This is a genomic window from Microbacterium sp. Se63.02b, assembly GCF_014171575.1.
In the GTDB taxonomy this organism is placed as follows: Bacteria; Actinomycetota; Actinomycetes; order Actinomycetales; family Microbacteriaceae; genus Microbacterium.
This window is the reverse complement of sequence record NZ_CP050453.1, coordinates 1459450-1473810: the sequence shown is the minus strand read 5'-3', so window position 1 is coordinate 1473810 and position 14361 is coordinate 1459450. Positions and strand designations below refer to the sequence as shown.

At 69.9% G+C, this 14361-nt stretch carries 13 protein-coding genes and 4 pseudogenes; 9 read left to right on the top strand and 8 right to left on the bottom strand.

Features of this window, described 5'->3' with window-relative positions; all coding sequences use genetic code 11:
• Nucleotides 1-19 precede the first annotated feature (19 nt).
• From G4G29_RS07305 to G4G29_RS21630, 3 genes are all read left to right on the top strand, one after another.
• Nucleotides 20-1441, top strand: coding sequence for an aminopeptidase P family protein (locus G4G29_RS07305; RefSeq protein WP_183152327.1), 1422 nt, complete (start codon nucleotides 20-22; stop codon nucleotides 1439-1441).
• Nucleotides 1442-1450: 9 nt separating this feature from the next.
• Nucleotides 1451-1657, top strand: coding sequence for a hypothetical protein (locus G4G29_RS21635; RefSeq protein WP_244632496.1), 207 nt, complete (start codon nucleotides 1451-1453; stop codon nucleotides 1655-1657).
• A 315-nt stretch (nucleotides 1658-1972) separates the two neighbouring features.
• On the top strand, nucleotides 1973-2353 hold the full coding sequence (locus tag G4G29_RS21630) for a hypothetical protein (RefSeq protein ID WP_244632495.1): 381 nt from the start codon (nucleotides 1973-1975) through the stop codon (nucleotides 2351-2353).
• Here G4G29_RS21630 and G4G29_RS07295 read toward each other — a convergent pair.
• Together G4G29_RS07295 and G4G29_RS07290 are read right to left on the bottom strand one after the other, a co-directional pair.
• On the bottom strand, nucleotides 2350-3000 hold the full coding sequence (locus G4G29_RS07295) for an alpha/beta family hydrolase (RefSeq protein WP_183152326.1): 651 nt from the start codon (nucleotides 2998-3000) through the stop codon (nucleotides 2350-2352). The genes G4G29_RS21630 and G4G29_RS07295 overlap by 4 nt on opposite strands.
• Nucleotides 2997-3737, bottom strand: a complete 741-nt coding sequence (locus G4G29_RS07290) for a general stress protein (RefSeq protein WP_244632494.1) — start codon at nucleotides 3735-3737, stop codon at nucleotides 2997-2999. The genes G4G29_RS07295 and G4G29_RS07290 overlap by 4 nt, the downstream gene beginning before the upstream one ends.
• Nucleotides 3738-3821: 84 nt before the next feature.
• Here G4G29_RS07290 and G4G29_RS07285 point away from each other — a divergent pair.
• The 3 genes and pseudogenes from G4G29_RS07285 (at nucleotide 3822) to G4G29_RS07275 (ending at nucleotide 6718) form a co-directional block, all read left to right on the top strand.
• Nucleotides 3822-5089: pseudogene (locus tag G4G29_RS07285) on the top strand (CBS domain-containing protein).
• Complete coding sequence (locus tag G4G29_RS07280; protein ID WP_183152325.1) at nucleotides 5089-5601, top strand: DUF1003 domain-containing protein; 513 nt, start codon at nucleotides 5089-5091, stop codon at nucleotides 5599-5601. Before G4G29_RS07285 ends, G4G29_RS07280 begins: the two are co-directional and overlap by 1 nt.
• Nucleotides 5598-6718, top strand: a pseudogene (locus G4G29_RS07275) (Mrp/NBP35 family ATP-binding protein). The gene G4G29_RS07280 and the pseudogene G4G29_RS07275 overlap by 4 nt, the downstream one beginning before the upstream one ends.
• 243 nt (nucleotides 6719-6961) lie before the next feature.
• Here G4G29_RS07275 and G4G29_RS07270 read toward each other — a convergent pair.
• The 3 genes from G4G29_RS07270 to G4G29_RS07260 form a co-directional block, all read right to left on the bottom strand.
• Complete coding sequence (locus G4G29_RS07270) at nucleotides 6962-7171, bottom strand: hypothetical protein (RefSeq protein WP_183152324.1); 210 nt, start codon at nucleotides 7169-7171, stop codon at nucleotides 6962-6964.
• Between the two features lie 70 nt (nucleotides 7172-7241).
• Nucleotides 7242-7874 carry a hypothetical protein gene (locus tag G4G29_RS07265; protein WP_210274251.1) on the bottom strand — a complete coding sequence of 211 codons (633 nt, stop codon included), beginning with the start codon at nucleotides 7872-7874 and terminating at the stop codon, nucleotides 7242-7244.
• Nucleotides 7871-8245: a twin-arginine translocase TatA/TatE family subunit gene (locus G4G29_RS07260; protein WP_183152322.1), complete on the bottom strand. Its 375-nt coding sequence runs from the start codon at nucleotides 8243-8245 to the stop codon at nucleotides 7871-7873. The genes G4G29_RS07265 and G4G29_RS07260 overlap by 4 nt, the downstream gene beginning before the upstream one ends.
• 90 nt (nucleotides 8246-8335) lie before the next feature.
• Here G4G29_RS07260 and G4G29_RS07255 point away from each other — a divergent pair, with 90 nt between their 5' ends.
• The gene (locus G4G29_RS07255) at nucleotides 8336-8974 is read left to right on the top strand and encodes a class I SAM-dependent methyltransferase (protein WP_183152321.1); all 639 of its coding nucleotides are present in this window, start codon (nucleotides 8336-8338) and stop codon (nucleotides 8972-8974) included.
• A gap of 93 nt (nucleotides 8975-9067) precedes the next feature.
• Here the strand turns inward: G4G29_RS07255 and G4G29_RS07250 are convergent, their stop codons facing one another.
• The 3 genes from G4G29_RS07250 to dapE form a co-directional block, all read right to left on the bottom strand.
• A complete protein-coding gene (locus G4G29_RS07250) occupies nucleotides 9068-9241 on the bottom strand; it encodes a DUF3117 domain-containing protein (RefSeq protein WP_017203323.1) in 174 nt (57 codons plus the stop codon).
• A 94-nt stretch (nucleotides 9242-9335) separates the two neighbouring features.
• Nucleotides 9336-10553 carry a hypothetical protein gene (locus G4G29_RS07245; RefSeq protein ID WP_183152320.1) on the bottom strand — a complete coding sequence of 406 codons (1218 nt, stop codon included), beginning with the start codon at nucleotides 10551-10553 and terminating at the stop codon, nucleotides 9336-9338.
• Nucleotides 10535-11608 (bottom strand): succinyl-diaminopimelate desuccinylase, encoded by a 1074-nt coding sequence (dapE, locus tag G4G29_RS07240; protein WP_183152319.1) that lies wholly within the window; start codon nucleotides 11606-11608, stop codon nucleotides 10535-10537. Before dapE ends, G4G29_RS07245 begins: the two co-directional genes overlap by 19 nt.
• Nucleotides 11609-11673: 65 nt before the next feature.
• On the opposite strand from dapE, the pseudogene dapD reads away from it, so the two are divergent.
• Nucleotides 11674-12620: pseudogene (gene dapD / locus G4G29_RS07235) on the top strand (2,3,4,5-tetrahydropyridine-2,6-dicarboxylate N-succinyltransferase).
• 295 nt (nucleotides 12621-12915) lie between these two features.
• Nucleotides 12916-14315, top strand: a pseudogene (locus G4G29_RS07230) (DEAD/DEAH box helicase).
• The last annotated feature ends 46 nt before the right edge of the window (nucleotides 14316-14361 follow it).

Genomic DNA, 14361 nt, shown 5'->3' with positions numbered 1-14361 from the left:
CAGATGACAGACTGGAGGGATGAGCACCGGAGAGCGCGACACGATCGCAGAAACCCCCGTCGAAGCGTCCGCCGAGAACAGCACCACGAACCGCAAGCAGCCGTTCCCCCAGGGCTTCCTCGACACGATCTCCACCGGCTGGGCCGAGCGCCCTGAGACGCTCCCTGCCCCGCGCGCACAGGCGGCGTACGCGGCCGTGCGCCGTGCCGCGGTCTCTGCGGCGTTCCCCGGGCGACGACTGGTGCTCCCGGCCGGCGCGCTCAAGCAGCGCAGCAACGACACCGACTACGTGTTCCGTGCGCACTCCGCCTTCGCGCATCTGACCGGGTGGGCGTCCGACGCCGAACCGGACTCCGTCCTCGTGTTCGCCCCCACCGACGACGGGCACGACGTCACCCTGTACTTCCGCGAGCGCGCCGACCGCACGACCACCGAGTTCTACGCCGATGCGACGATCGGCGAGTTCTGGATCGGACCGCGTCCGTCCCTCGCCGGCGTCGCGGCCGACCTCGACATCGCGACGGCGCACCTGCACGAGCTCGAGCCCGTCGACGGCGAGCTCGTGCTCGACGAGGACGAAGCCCTCACCCGCTTCGTCTCGGAGCTGCGCCTCATCAAGGACGAGTTCGAGATCGCCGAGATGCGGCGTGCCGTGGAGATCACGGCGAAGGGCTTCGACGACATCATCCGCGAGCTGCCCTCCGCCGTGGCTCACGCGCGCGGCGAGCGGGTCGTGGAGGGCGTCTTCCACCGTCGCGCCCGCGAAGACGGCAACGGCGAGGGATATGACACGATCGCCGCGTCCGGTCCGCACGCGTGCTATCTGCACTGGACCCGCAACGACGGCACGGTGGTTCCCGGCGACCTGATCCTCGTAGACGCCGGCGTCGAGGCCGACAGCCTGTACACCGCCGACATCACCCGCACCCTGCCGGTCTCCGGCACGTTCACGGAGGTGCAGCGTCGGGTGTACGAGACGGTGCGCGAGGCCGCGGACGCCGCATTCGCCGCCGCCCAGGTGGGAGTGCGTTTCCGCGACGTGCACGGCGCCGCCATGAAGGTCATCGCCCAGCGCACCGCCGAGTGGGGCCTGCTCCCCGTGTCGGCCGACGAGGCGATCGATGCCGACAAGGGCGGCCAGCACCGTCGGTACATGGTGCACGGCACCTCGCACCACCTCGGCATCGACGTGCACGACTGCGCGCAGGCCCGGCGGGAGATGTACTACGACGGCATCCTGACGCCCGGCATGGTGTTCACGATCGAGCCCGGTCTCTACTTCCAGATCGACGACCTCACGGTGCCCGCAGAGCTCCGCGGCATCGGCGTCCGCATCGAGGACGACATCCTGATGACCGAGGACGGTCCCGTGAACCTGTCGGCGGACATCCCGCGCACGGCCGACGAGGTCGAGGCGTGGATCGCACGACTGCAGGGTTGACGGCCGCGGATGCACGACTCCGAGCTCGCGGTCGACGACGCGCTCGCCAGGAGCCTGATCGGCGCAACGTTCCCCGACCTCGCTGATCGGGAACTTCGCCGGGTGCACACCACCGGCACAGTCAACACGATCATCCGTCTCGGAGACGACCTCGTGGCGCGTTTTCCTCTCCTCCCAGCCACACGCGCGGAGGTGGAGGCCGAGGGCGGGCGCTGACGGCCTTCGCGGCGTCGTCGCCGTTCCCGGCCCCCTGCCGCACGGGGCCGGGGGCGGAAGCGATGCGTACCCGTCCGCCTGGTCTGTGCAGACCTGGGTCCCCGGCGACACCGCGCACTCCGGCGCCCATGCGACGTCCGTCTCCTTGGCGCACGACCTGGCCATCCTGATCCTGGCGCTGCGGTCAGTCGACCCCGGCGGCCGGGTCTTCGACGGTCACGGACGCGGCGGCGACCTCGCCGACCACGATGAGTGGGTGACGCAGTGTCTGGTGCGCAGTCGTCACCTGATCGACGTTGGGCGCGCGACGGCGCTGTGGTCGACGCTCCGCGAGCTCCCCGTATCGGGGCCGGACGTCATGAGCCATCGCGACCTGACGCCGTTCAACCTGCTCGTCGACGAACGCGGCGGCGAGACGCGTCTCTCGGGGTCCTCGACGGCGGCGGATTCGGCCCCGCCGACCGGGCGCTCGACCTCGTCGCGGCATGGCACGTCTTCGACGCGCCGGCGCGGCAGGTGCTGCGCGACGAGGTCGGCGCCGGGGAGATCGAATGGCGGCGCGGCGCTGCGTGGGCCTTCCAGCAGGCGATCGGGCTCGGCTGGTACTACGAGGAGTCGAACCCGGAGATGAGCGCGCTCGGGCTTTCGACACTCCGGAGGATCCTGGCCGACCCTGAGCTGTCCTCGCTCGTCTAGAGGCCGATGAACGCGGCGACGACCGGCGCGAGCGATGCCCCGATCTCTGCGGCGGGACGCTTGCGCCCCTTCACCTCGAAGGTGTGACCTGCCCCCTCGATCCACTCCACGCGGGCATCTCGACACGAAGCGACAGCTTCCTGGAACTGCGGGATCGGTTGGATGAAGGGATCGTTCGTCCCCTCCACGAAGAGCTGGGGCACGTCGATCGCGGGCAGATGCTCCACACGGGGCTTCTCCGGGCGACCCGGTGGATGCAGCGGATAGCCGAGGTAGACCAGGCCGTCGACCTCGAGGCCGTCGGCCACCGCCATCGAGGCCATACGTCCGCCGTAGGACTTGCCGGCCGCCCACACGGGTGCCTCCGCATCGTGCGCGCGGGCGAAAGCCACGACCGCGTTCCAGGTCGCGATCGCATGTGCGGCGGGCCCCGGCATCCTCCGGCCCTGCTCCACGTACGGGAAGTTGAACCGCAGCGTCGAGAAACCGCGCTCGCCGAGCGCATCCGTGAAGCCGGTGAGGAACGGGTGGTCCTTGCCGGTTCCTGCACCGTGGGCCACAGCGACGATCGCGCGGCCGTCCCCGGGACTCCAGTCCGCCGAGACCGTCGTGGTCCCGGTGGGGAGCTCGACGCGGATGTCGGTCATCGCACGCGCGGGGACAGCGTCACCGTCATGCCCTGCCGCCCTCGACGCCAGGCGCGCCGGGGTGGAATCGAGTCGGTCGACTCTGCGGCATCGCCCGCTTCCGGCGTCGGCTCCGTACCCGGCTCGGCGACGGGCTCGGCCACCGGGTCCGCTGGGCGCGGCGGGATCACGGGCTCCTCCGGTGCCGGAGCAGGCGCCGTGGCGCCCGGAGCGATCCGCTCGCCGTACTTGGGCGGCTCGTCGAGGTTCACCGGCGGACGCACGGGGGCGACCCTGGCTGCCCCCAGCACCTGACGCGCCTTGGCGAGCGAGGCTGCCAGCACGGTGACCTCATAGTGGTCGGCCGCGAACTGCGTGACGCTCGCGAAATCGCGCCGGCGTCGGACGATCGCGTACGTCACGAGGCTGAGGATCATGCCGACGGCGACGCCGATGAAGACGAAGCCGACGAAGAGCTGGATCGGCACCTCGGGATTGCCGAGCACGAGGATCGCCGAGAGGAACAGGCCGATCAGGACGCCGTTGATCGCACCGGAGCGCGCGGCCGCCGCATAGCCCAACTTGCCGGTGACCCGCTCGACCGTCCGCACGCTCTGCCCGACGATCGCGATGTCCCGTGCAGGCACCTCCCCCGCGATCAGCTTCGACACCGTCTTCTGCGCGCTCTCGTAGTCGCGCATCGAGGCGACGATCTCGCCAGTCTCCGTGCCGCTCGCGGGGCGGTTCAGCATGCTCATCCGGCTATTCTTCCACGCGTGCCGATGGACGGCCCGAAGCGCGGCCATCCGCCGCAGGACGAAGCCGCCGACTACTCTGGAGAAGTGAGCACACAACGGGTTTTCGCCGCGCGCCTGGCCGGGTGCGCCGTCTTCGACCCCGTCGGCGACCGGCTCGGCAAGGTCCGGGATGTCGTCGTCGTGTATCGAAGTACCGCGGCGCCCCGTGTGATCGGCCTCGTCGTCGAGATCCCCGGGCGACGACATGTGTTCCTCTCGATCGGCCGGGTCACCTCGATCCGCTCCGGACAGGTCATCACGACGGGGCTGATCAACGTGCGGCGCTTCTCTCCCCGCGCCGGTGAGGTGCGTGTGCTCGCAGAGATGCTGGGACGGCGGGTCAGCTTCGCCGACGGCAGCGGAACCGCCGTCATCGAAGACATCGCGATCGAGCCGAACCGCCTCGGCGAGTGGGCGATCAGCCAGCTCTTCCTCCGCCGTCCGAAGACCAGCGCCTCGCCGTTCGCGAAGGGCCCCACGACCTTCGCGGCCTGGAGCGAGGTCGCCGAGGAGCGTGCGCCCGGCGAGTCCCAGTCGGCCGAGCAGCTCATCGCGTCCTACTCGGAGCTGCACGCGGCCGACCTCGCCAACACGCTCCTCGATCTCCCCCAGCAGCGCATGATCGAGGTCGCCGAAGAGCTCTCGGACGACCGCCTCGCCGATGCCCTCGAAGAGATGCCGGAAGACGAGCAGGTGCACATCCTCGATCGTCTGGGAGATGAGCGCGCCGCCGACATCCTCGATCAGATGGAGCCCGACGACGCGGCCGACCTGCTCGCTCAGCTGGCACCGGACCGTCTGGAGCAGCTTCTGGAGCTCATGGAGCCGGAGGAGGCCGAAGACGTCAGGATGCTGCTGCGCTACGGGCCCGACACCGCGGGCGGTCTGATGACTCCAGAGCCGATCATCCTGTCCGCCGACGCCACGGTCGCCGAGGCTCTGGCACTGATCCGGCGGCACGAGCTGCATCCCGCGCTGGCCGCCGCGGTCTTCGTGACCCTTCCCCGTTCGAGACCCCGACCGGACGCCTGCTCGGGCTGGTACACTTCCAGCGGATGCTGCGCTATCCGCCGCACGAGCGTCTCGGGGCCATCCTCGACGACAGCCTGGAACCCGTGCCGGTGACGGCATCCGCCGCCGAGGTCGCGCGAATGCTGGCCAGCTACGACCTCGTCTCGCTGCCCGTGATCGACGCGGCGCACCGCCTCGTCGGGGCCATCAGCATCGACGATGTGCTCGACTACCTGCTCCCCGACGACTGGCGATCCCACGACAGCGATGACGCTCCGTCGACGGCGAAAGAGACACGCTGATGGCTCGCTCTCCCCGTCTCGATGCACCGGGCCGCAGCACCACCCGTCCTCGCACGACCTCACGAGACCGGTTCGGCAGGTTCACGGAGTGGGTCGCTCGGGCGATGGGCACACCTGCTTTCCTGCTCATCCTCAGCCTGTTCTGCGTGGTCTGGATCGTGTGGAACACGCTCATGCCGGAGAGCGTGCGCTTCGACGACGCCGCCCTCGGGTTCACGGCGTTGACGCTCATGCTGTCTCTGCAGGCGTCCTATGCCGCACCGTTGATCCTGCTCGCGCAGAACCGGCAGGACGACCGCGACCGCGTGCAGATCGAGCAGGACCGCCAGCGCGCAGAGCGCAACCTGGCCGACACCGAGTACCTCGCTCGCGAGATCGTCGCTCTGCGGATGTCGCTCGAGGAGCGCAATTCGCAGATCGTCACCCGCGACGTGCTGCGGCAGGAGTTGAAGGCCCTTCTCGCGGAACTCGAGGAGACGTCGGACACTCCTCGGCCGGACGCGGACTCGTGACGGAGTCCGACCGCGTCCGTGCAGCCGTCTCCGCCGTGACGGATCCCGAGCTGCGGCGCCCCATCGGCGACCTCGACATGGTGCGGGAGATCTCCGTCGACGGCGACAGAGCCCACGTCGGCATCGTCCTCACGATCGTCGGCTGCCCCGCTGCGGCGCGCATCGAGTCGGATGTGCGGCAGGCGGCGGCGTCCGTCCCCGGTATCGCCGCCGTCGATGTCGAGGTGGGTGTGATGACCCCGGCCGAACGCAAGGCGCTCACCGAGAAGCTCCGCGACGGCAGGCCGCCTCGGCAGATGCCCTTCGGCCCCGACTCGCTCACGCGGGTGATCCTCGTCTCGAGCGGCAAGGGCGGCGTCGGCAAGTCGACCGTCACCGCAAACCTGGCCGTCGCCCTGGCCGATCAGGGTCTCGCCGTCGGTCTCGTGGATGCCGACGTGCACGGGTTCTCGATCCCCGGTCTGCTGGGAATCCCGGCCGGTACGCAGCCGACGCGCATCGACGACCTGATGCTGTCGCCGGTCGCGCACGGCGTCAAGACGATCTCGATCGGGATGTTCCTGCGCGACGGCGAGTCGGTCGTGGCATGGCGCGGACCGATGCTCCACCGCACCGTGCAGCAGTTCCTCACCGATGTCTTCTTCGGCGACCTCGACGTCCTCCTCATCGACATGCCGCCCGGCACGGGTGACATCGCGATCTCGATCGGCCAGCTGCTGCCGCACGCGGAGGTGCTCGTGGTCACCACGCCGCAGACGGCGGCCGCCGAGGTCGCGATCCGCAGCGGTCTCGTCGCCCGGCAGACGGGTCAACGTGTGATCGGGGTCATCGAGAACATGGGGCGTACACGCTCCCCGACGGCACGGTGATCGATCTGTTCGGCTCCGGTGGAGGTGCCGCCGTCGCCGACGCGCTCTCCGAACCGGGAGCCCCGGTGCCGTTGCTCGCATCCATCCCGCTGAGTCCCGCGCTCCGTGAAGGCGGCGATGCCGGGATCCCGATCGTCGCGGCCGAGACATCCGACGCGGCGGCCACGACGATCCGCGATCTCGCCCGCTCCCTCGCCCGGCAGGGTCGTGGCCTCTCCGGCCGCTCGCTGCCGATGTCGATCGGCTGAGCGCGCGTGGAAGGATGAGACGATGCCTCCCCGTTCCCTGACGGTCGACGAGAGCCTGCTGCGTCGGATGGCGCGCGACGCGGCGATCTACTCGCTCACCCGCCCCGTCGCCATCGTCATGTGGGTCGCCCTCGCCGGCGCGTTGACGCTCAGCATCCTGAATCAGAGCACGCCGCGCGCTCCCGGACAGGAGCCGCCATTCGGTGCGGGCTGGATGCCGACGATCGTCCTCGGCCTCGCCGCCTACGCGGTCGTGATGTCGGTAGCCACCGCGCGACGTGCCGTCCGCACCGCCATGCCCGTCGAGACGGTCGTGTGGGTCACGGTGGACGACGACGCGCTGAAGCTGGGCAGCGGAGACCGCCGCTCGGACATCGCGTATGCCACGTTCCAGAACATGCGGGTGGGCAAGGATGCCGTGCTGCTCAAGGTACGCGGGGCCTCCGTGGCCACGGCGATCCCCGTGCTCTGCTCACGGACGAAGACATCGCCGCGCTGCGCTCCCGGATCTCCTAGGCAGCGGTCAGCGAACAGCGGCCGCGCCCGGATCGCCTCCCTGCGTGCGCGACACCCTGGCACGCGTGACCAGTCGCCGGATGAGGATGACTGCGGGGAGCAGCACGACGATCAGCGGGCAGAAGACGGCGCCGAAAGCGAGCAGCGTGCCGACGGCGAAGTCGCTCCCGCCGGTGCGTCCGAGGCCGATGGAGCCGCGCCCGAAGGCGTCACCGGCGACCAGGAATTCGCCGTCGTACGTGTCGAGGGAATCATCGCAGATCACCGTGTACGTACCCGCCTCAGCGGAGGTGAACTGCGTGCTCTGCTCGAAGCCGGGCTTCGGCGTCATCCACCAGAGCGTGTCGTCCCACGACAGGGACGGTCCGCCGTACTGCGGCGCCTCCGCGGCATCGGGTCCCGTCGCCGTGCACTGCATCGTACCCAGCATCGCGGAGATCCCGCTGCCCCAGATGCCGACGCGTTCACCGGCATCGAGGTCGACCGAGACGGCCGACCCGAGGGGCTCGGGGTGCGCATCGCCGACGGATGCGGCCACCGGCAGCACCCACAGCACCCAGATCAGCGCGCCGACGCATCCGCAGAAGGCGGAGAATCCGAACGCCACGGCATCGCGATGCGCGAGCCGCGCTCCCCTCACGTGGCTTCGGGGTCGAACGGCGGACGATTGGTCGCGCTGAACTCCTGAGGAATCGCGCGGGGAGCGACCGGCTCCGCGATGGTCTGGCGCGCCTGCGTCGGTGTCGGCGTCTGCGGTTCCTCGAACAGCGCATCGCGGATGATCCGGCGCGGGTCGTACTGACGAGGGTCGAGCTTGCGCCAATCGACGTCGTCGATCTCCGGGCCCATCTCCTGACGCATCCGGCTCTTGGTGTCGCGGAGGTACTCGCCGGCCTTGCGGACCATGCGGGAGAAGCTCTCCGCGGCCCGCGGGAGACGCTCAGGGCCGATGATGAGGACCGCGATGAGGCCGATCAGCAGCAGCTTCTCGAAGGTGAGCCCGAACGTCATCTCTACAGGCTACCGCCGCGCCTGCGTTCCCCGCGCGCGCCGAGCGAATACGCTGGGAGGAATCATCAGGGCAGGCAGGGAGAACAGGCCATGAGCGAGCACGACGCGAACGCGCGTTTCCTTCGCGAATCCATCGTGGAACCGGACTCGATCGCCCGCGCCAGAGCGCACGCGGTCGAACTGGGAGCAGCACCCGTCAGCGCGGTGGTCGGCTCGCAGATCGCGGTGCTCGCCGCAGCCACGGGCGCTCGATCCGTCGTCGAGATCGGCACCGGCGCCGGCGTCTCAGGGCTCTGGCTGATGCGAGGCGCCCCGCAGGCCGTTCTGACGTCGATCGACAACGAACCGGAGCATCTCGCCGCCGCACGTCAGGCGTTCTCCGATGCGAAGGTGCCGTCCACACGCGTGCGCTTCATCACGGGTCGCGCCATGGACGTGCTCCCGCGCATGAACGAGGCGTCGTACGACATCGTGCTGGTGGACGCCGACCCCGAGCACATCATCGAGTACGTCGAGCACGGGCTGCGTCTCGCCCGCGCGGGCGGAATGGTCCTCGTCCCGCGCATCCTCGCCGGAGGACGCGTCGCCGACCCGGTGCAACGCGACGAGGTCACGTCCGCATACCGGTCGCTCGTGCAGGAGACGCAGGAGTCGTCTGCGGTGCTCGCGACCGTGTCGCCTGCCGGCGAGGGACTCCTTCAACTGATCCGTCTGGCCGATCGGGACTGACCCGAGCGCCCCCGGGTTCCGGGAATCGACGAAGGGCGGGGGATCCGAGGATCCCCCGCCCTTTCGGATCCGCGGATGCGGACCCCTGGTCGATCAGGCCGGCGCCACGACGGCGGCGAGCACGTCGTGGAGTTCCTTGGCCTCGGCGTCGTTCACGGAGACGACCAGACGGCCGCCGCCTTCGAGTGGAACGCGCACGATGATGAGTCGTCCTTCTTTCACGGCCTCCATAGGTCCGTCTCCGGTCCTCGGCTTCATCGCTGCCATCGTGGCTCCCTTTCCTCCGGTGGTATGGAACGAGTTTATCGGGTGTCATCGGGACCTGGAGGTCACCGAGCAACATTGGGGTCGCAGAACGGTGTCACGGCACCTGCCAGAACGTGCTCCCGTGCGCATACACGTGAGAGATCCAGAACCACTGGCCGAGGAGACAGAGCGCCAGGACCCCGATCCTCCACGCACGTGATCGAGGTACCGCGACGGCGCCCCAGAGCGGGCTGAGAGGCAGCAGCAGCCGGAACGTGCTCGACTGCGGGAAGAACACGGCCAGCAGGTACAGCAGGTAGCTGGCGCTCCAGAGGCGCAGATCGCTTCCGAGAGCCCGCACCTGCGGCGAGTACAGGAGTGCCGCTCCGGCAGCGACGACCGAGAGCGCGAGCGCGATCGGCCCCCACCATGAGGGCAGACCCCAGAGTCCGAACCAGAACTGCGAGGCCTGCACCCAGCCCTCGAACGGCACGAACCCGTCGACGCCGCCGACGATCCAGTGTCGACGCCAGGCGAGTTCGGTCGCGAGGTAGGCGCCGGGATCGCCGGTCACGACGCCCGCGATGACCTGCCAGGCGAAACCGGCCGTCGTCGCCAGCGCACCCAGCGCGATGATGTGTGCGATCTCACGGCCGGACAGCGGATCCTCCCTGCGGCGGATCCAGCGGGTGATCCCGTGCAGCCCGAGGAAGAGCGCGAACGCCAGGATGCCGGGGCGCGTGAATGCCATCACCGGAATGAAGAGGTACAACCGGGCGTAGTGGCGTCTGGTCGTCGCATCGAGCGCGAGGAACAGCAGCAGCAGGAACAGGGTCTCCGCGTAGCCGACCTGGAACATCGCCCCGAGGGGTCCCGCCGCGAAGAAGACCACCGCCCACAGCGCCGCGGAAGCGCCGACGCGATCCCGCAGCAGCCGGTGCAGGGCGAGGCAGGCGAAGTACCCGGCCACGAGCGAGATCAGGAGCGCACCCGCTCCCCACGAGCCGAACACGAACCCGACGGCCTTCGCGGCGTATGCGAACACCGGCATGAAGGCCCAGGCGTTCTCGGCGACCTCGCCGGAATCGGTCAGCGGGAGCTCGCTCGGGTACCCGTTCTCGGCGACGAGCCAGTACCACTGCGCGTCCCAGCCGAGCACGAAGTCCGCGAGTCCCGGGTCTGCCCCGAACCGCGAGAACGAGGTCGACAGCGATGCGGCGAGCACGAGGAACAGCGTCGTCACGACGCGCGCCGCGAGGTACACGACGGCGATGCGCAGAGCCAGGGGTGACTGCGCCCAGCGGCGGGCTGCGCTCAGTGCGAGGTGAGCCATGCGCGCAGGCCCCGCTCCACGGCGTCGATCTGCGCGAGCGGCACCCGCTCCTCGTCGTGGTGAGCGAGATGCGGGTCACCGGGGCCGTAGTTCACTGCGGGGATGCCGAGCGCGGAGAACCGGGCGACATCGGTCCAGCCGTACTTCGGACGCGGCTCCGCGCCGACGGCGGCGACGAACTGCTTCGCGATCTCCGCATCGAGTCCGGGGCGGGCACCTTCTGCGGCATCCGTGATCTCGACGTCGAAGCCCGCCAGCACCCCGCGCAGGTGCGCTTCCGCGTCGGCAGCGGACTTGCTCGGAGCGAAGCGATAGTTGACCTCGACCTCGCAGGCGTCGGGGATGACATTGCCGGCGACGCCACCCGCGATGCGCACCGCGCTCAGGCTCTCGCGATACAGCAACCCTTCGACGAGCACCTCCCTGGCCCGGTACTCCGCGAGACGGGTCAGGATCGGCGCGGCGCGATGGATGGCGTTCTCCCCGATCCACGCGCGGGCGCTGTGCGCGCGCACCCCTGTCGTGCGCACGATGGCTCGCATCGTGCCGTTGCATCCGCCTTCGACTTCGCCGTTGGAGGGCTCCCCGAGGATGGCGAAGTCCGCCTGGAACAGGTCGGGCCGGACGGCTGCGAGGAGTCCGAGCCCGTTCTTGGTGGCTTCGACCTCCTCGTTGTCGTACCACATCCAGGTGATGTCGACGGCCGGGTCGACGAGCTCCGCCGCGAGCTTGAGCTGCACCGCGGTGCCGGCCTTCATGTCGACGGTGCCGCGTCCCCAGAGGTGGGGGACGCCCTCGATCTCGACGTCTCGCGTCGGCAGGTTCTCGTTGATCGGCACGGTGTCGATATGTCCGGCGATGGCGACACGCTGTGCGCGTCCGAGGTTCGTGCGGGCGACGATCGTGTTGCCGTGCCGGATCACCTCGAGATGCGCGAGGGGGGCGACCGCCTGCTCGATCGCGTCGGCCAGCGTCTTCTCCTCGCCGGAGACGCTCGGGATGTCGCAGATCGCACGGGTGAGGTCGACGGAGGACGCGGTCAGATCGAGCACCATGCGTCAAGCCTACTTACCTCGTCATGAGTGACGTCGCACGGAGCGGAGCGCGCTAGCGTTGAGGGATGAGCGACGCGCGCACGGTATGGGGTATCGGACTGACCACGATCGCCGGAGACGGCACGGTTCTCGACGCCTGGTATCCGGAGGTGCGCACCGGCCGCGCGGCCGCCGACGACGCCGCCGTCGCCGCACTGGAACCCCTCGTCGGACGTGATGACCGCCGCAACGTCAGCGTCGAGCTCGTTCAGCTCGAGATCGACCTCGACGCCGCCCCGACCTCGACAGCCGACGCGTATCTCCGCCTTCATGCGCTCTCGCACCTCGTGGTGCGCCCCAACGACCTCAACCTCGACGGCATCTTCGGACACCTGCCGAACGTCGCCTGGACGAATGCGGGCCCTGTGCTCCCTGCGGACGCGGCGCGTCTGCGCGCACACCTCCAGCGCGCCGGCATCCAGGTGCAGGGACTCGACAAGTTCCCCCGGCTGACCGACTACGTGCAGCCGAGCGGTGTCCGGATCGCGGATGCCTCCCGTGTGCGCCTCGGGGCCCACCTCTCCCCCGGGACGACGGTGATGCACGAAGGTTTCGTGAACTTCAACGCCGGGACGCTGGGGGCCTCCATGGTCGAAGGTCGCATCTCGCAGGGGTGGTCGTCGGCGACGGCAGCGACATCGGCGGTGGTTCCTCGATCATGGGCACGCTCTCCGGCGGGGGCACCCACCGTGTCTCGATCGGCGCGCGCACCCTGCTGGGCGCGAACGCGGGTATCGGCATCTCCCTGGGCGACGACTGCGTCGTCGAAGCGGGCCTCTACGTGACGGCGGGGACGAAGATCGTGCTGGTCGACGGCCCTGTGACAGCGGACGGCGGACGGCGGACGGTGAAGGGCGCTGAGCTCTCCGGCCAGGATGGGCTGCTGTTCCGCCGCAACTCCCTCAGCGGTGCCGTCGAGGCCGTGCGCCGGGCCGGCGTCGGAGTGACGCTGAACGAGGCTCTGCACGCCTGAGCGGAGCAGGTGAGGGAGTCGTCGACACCCTCGCGGCGGATCGGTCGACTCGCGCTGCATGGGCGCATGCAGGCTCCGACCCGTCCGCACTGGTAGACTGTTGTCGTTGCACAGACCGCCGGTCTCGCAATATCGTCGTCGTCACGGGGTCTCCGAGGACCGAAGCGAGCGGAACTGCTCCCATAACCAGCATGAGCTGGCCTTTCGAACGGCGAACCGATGCGCACCTCCTGCGCCGTCGCCCACCTCACCCCTTATCTCGCGCCGTTCATTCGTGCGCTGACGGAGTTTCTGCATGTCTACTTTCCTTGAACTCGGCGTTCCCGCCGAGCTCGCCGCTGTTCTCGCCGCCTCCGGCAAGACCGAGGCGTTCGCCATCCAGCGCGACACCCTTCCCGACTCCCTCGCCGGTCGTGACCTCCTCGGTCGCGGCCGCACCGGCAGCGGCAAGACCATCGCCTTCGCCCTCCCCCTCGTGGCACGTCTCGCCGCCTCCGGCGGTCAGCGCCGCGCCGGCCTCCCGCGCGGGCTCGTCCTCGCGCCGACCCGTGAGCTCGCGACGCAGATCGCCGCGACCATCGCTCCCTCGCCGAAGCCGCCGGCCTGCGCGTCACGACCGTCTTCGGCGGTGTCAGCCAGCGTCCGCAGGAGCAGGCGCTGCGCGGCGGCGTCGACATCGTCGTGGCCTGCCCCGGTCGTCTCGAAGACCTCATGAAGCAGCAGGTCGTGCGTCTCAGCGCGATCGAGGTCACCGTGCTCGACGAGGCCGATCACATGGCCGACCTCGGCTTCCTCCCCGGTGTCACGCGCATCCTCACGGCCACTCCGGCCGGTGGCCAGCGCCTGCTGTTCAGCGCCACACTCGACCGCGGCATCGACACCCTCGCCCGCCGCTTCCTCTCGAACGCCGTCAGCCACGAGGTCGACGAGGAGAGCGTGCCCGTCGGCGAGATGACGCACCGAGTGCTGGTCGTCGACTCCACCGACAACAAGACCGCCCTCGTGCGCGACCTCGCGTCGGGAACCGGTCGTCGCATCCTCTTCACCCGCACCAAGCACCAGGCCAAGAAGCTCGCGAAGCAGCTGACCGCCGCCGGCATCCCCGCCGTCGACCTGCACGGCAACCTGTCGCAGAACGCTCGTGAGCGCAACCTCGGCGCCTTCTCCGCTGCCCCGGAAGACGGCGGCGTGCGCGTGCTGGTCGCGACGGATGTCGCCGCTCGCGGTGTGCACGTCGACAACGTCGACCTCGTCGTCCACGTCGATCCGCCCGTCGAGCACAAGGCGTACCTGCACCGCTCCGGACGCACGGCGCGCGCCGGTGCCGCCGGTACGGTCGTGACCGTCGTGCTGCCCGAGCAGCGCCGCGACGTCAAGGACCTTCTCCGCAAGGCCGCGATCACCGCTCCCCTGGAGGACGTGACCTCGGCGACGATCACGGCTCTGGTGCCGGAGCGCGCACCGCACGTGCGCCCGGCCCCCGTGCAGGCGCCGCAGCAGCAGCAGCGGCAGTCGTCGAAGCAGCGTCCTGCCGGTGGCGAGAAGAACGGTGCGGCCAACCCGCCGTCGCGTCGTCGTCGCCGTCCCCGCTCCAACGGCGCAGGTCAGGGCGGCAGCTACTCCACGCAGAGCGGCCAGTCCCGCCAGGGCGGCCAGTCCCGTCAGGGCGGCGGCCGCGGCTCACAGGGTCGCTGACCCCACCACATCGAAAGCGCCCCCTCCACTTCGGCGGAGGGGGCGC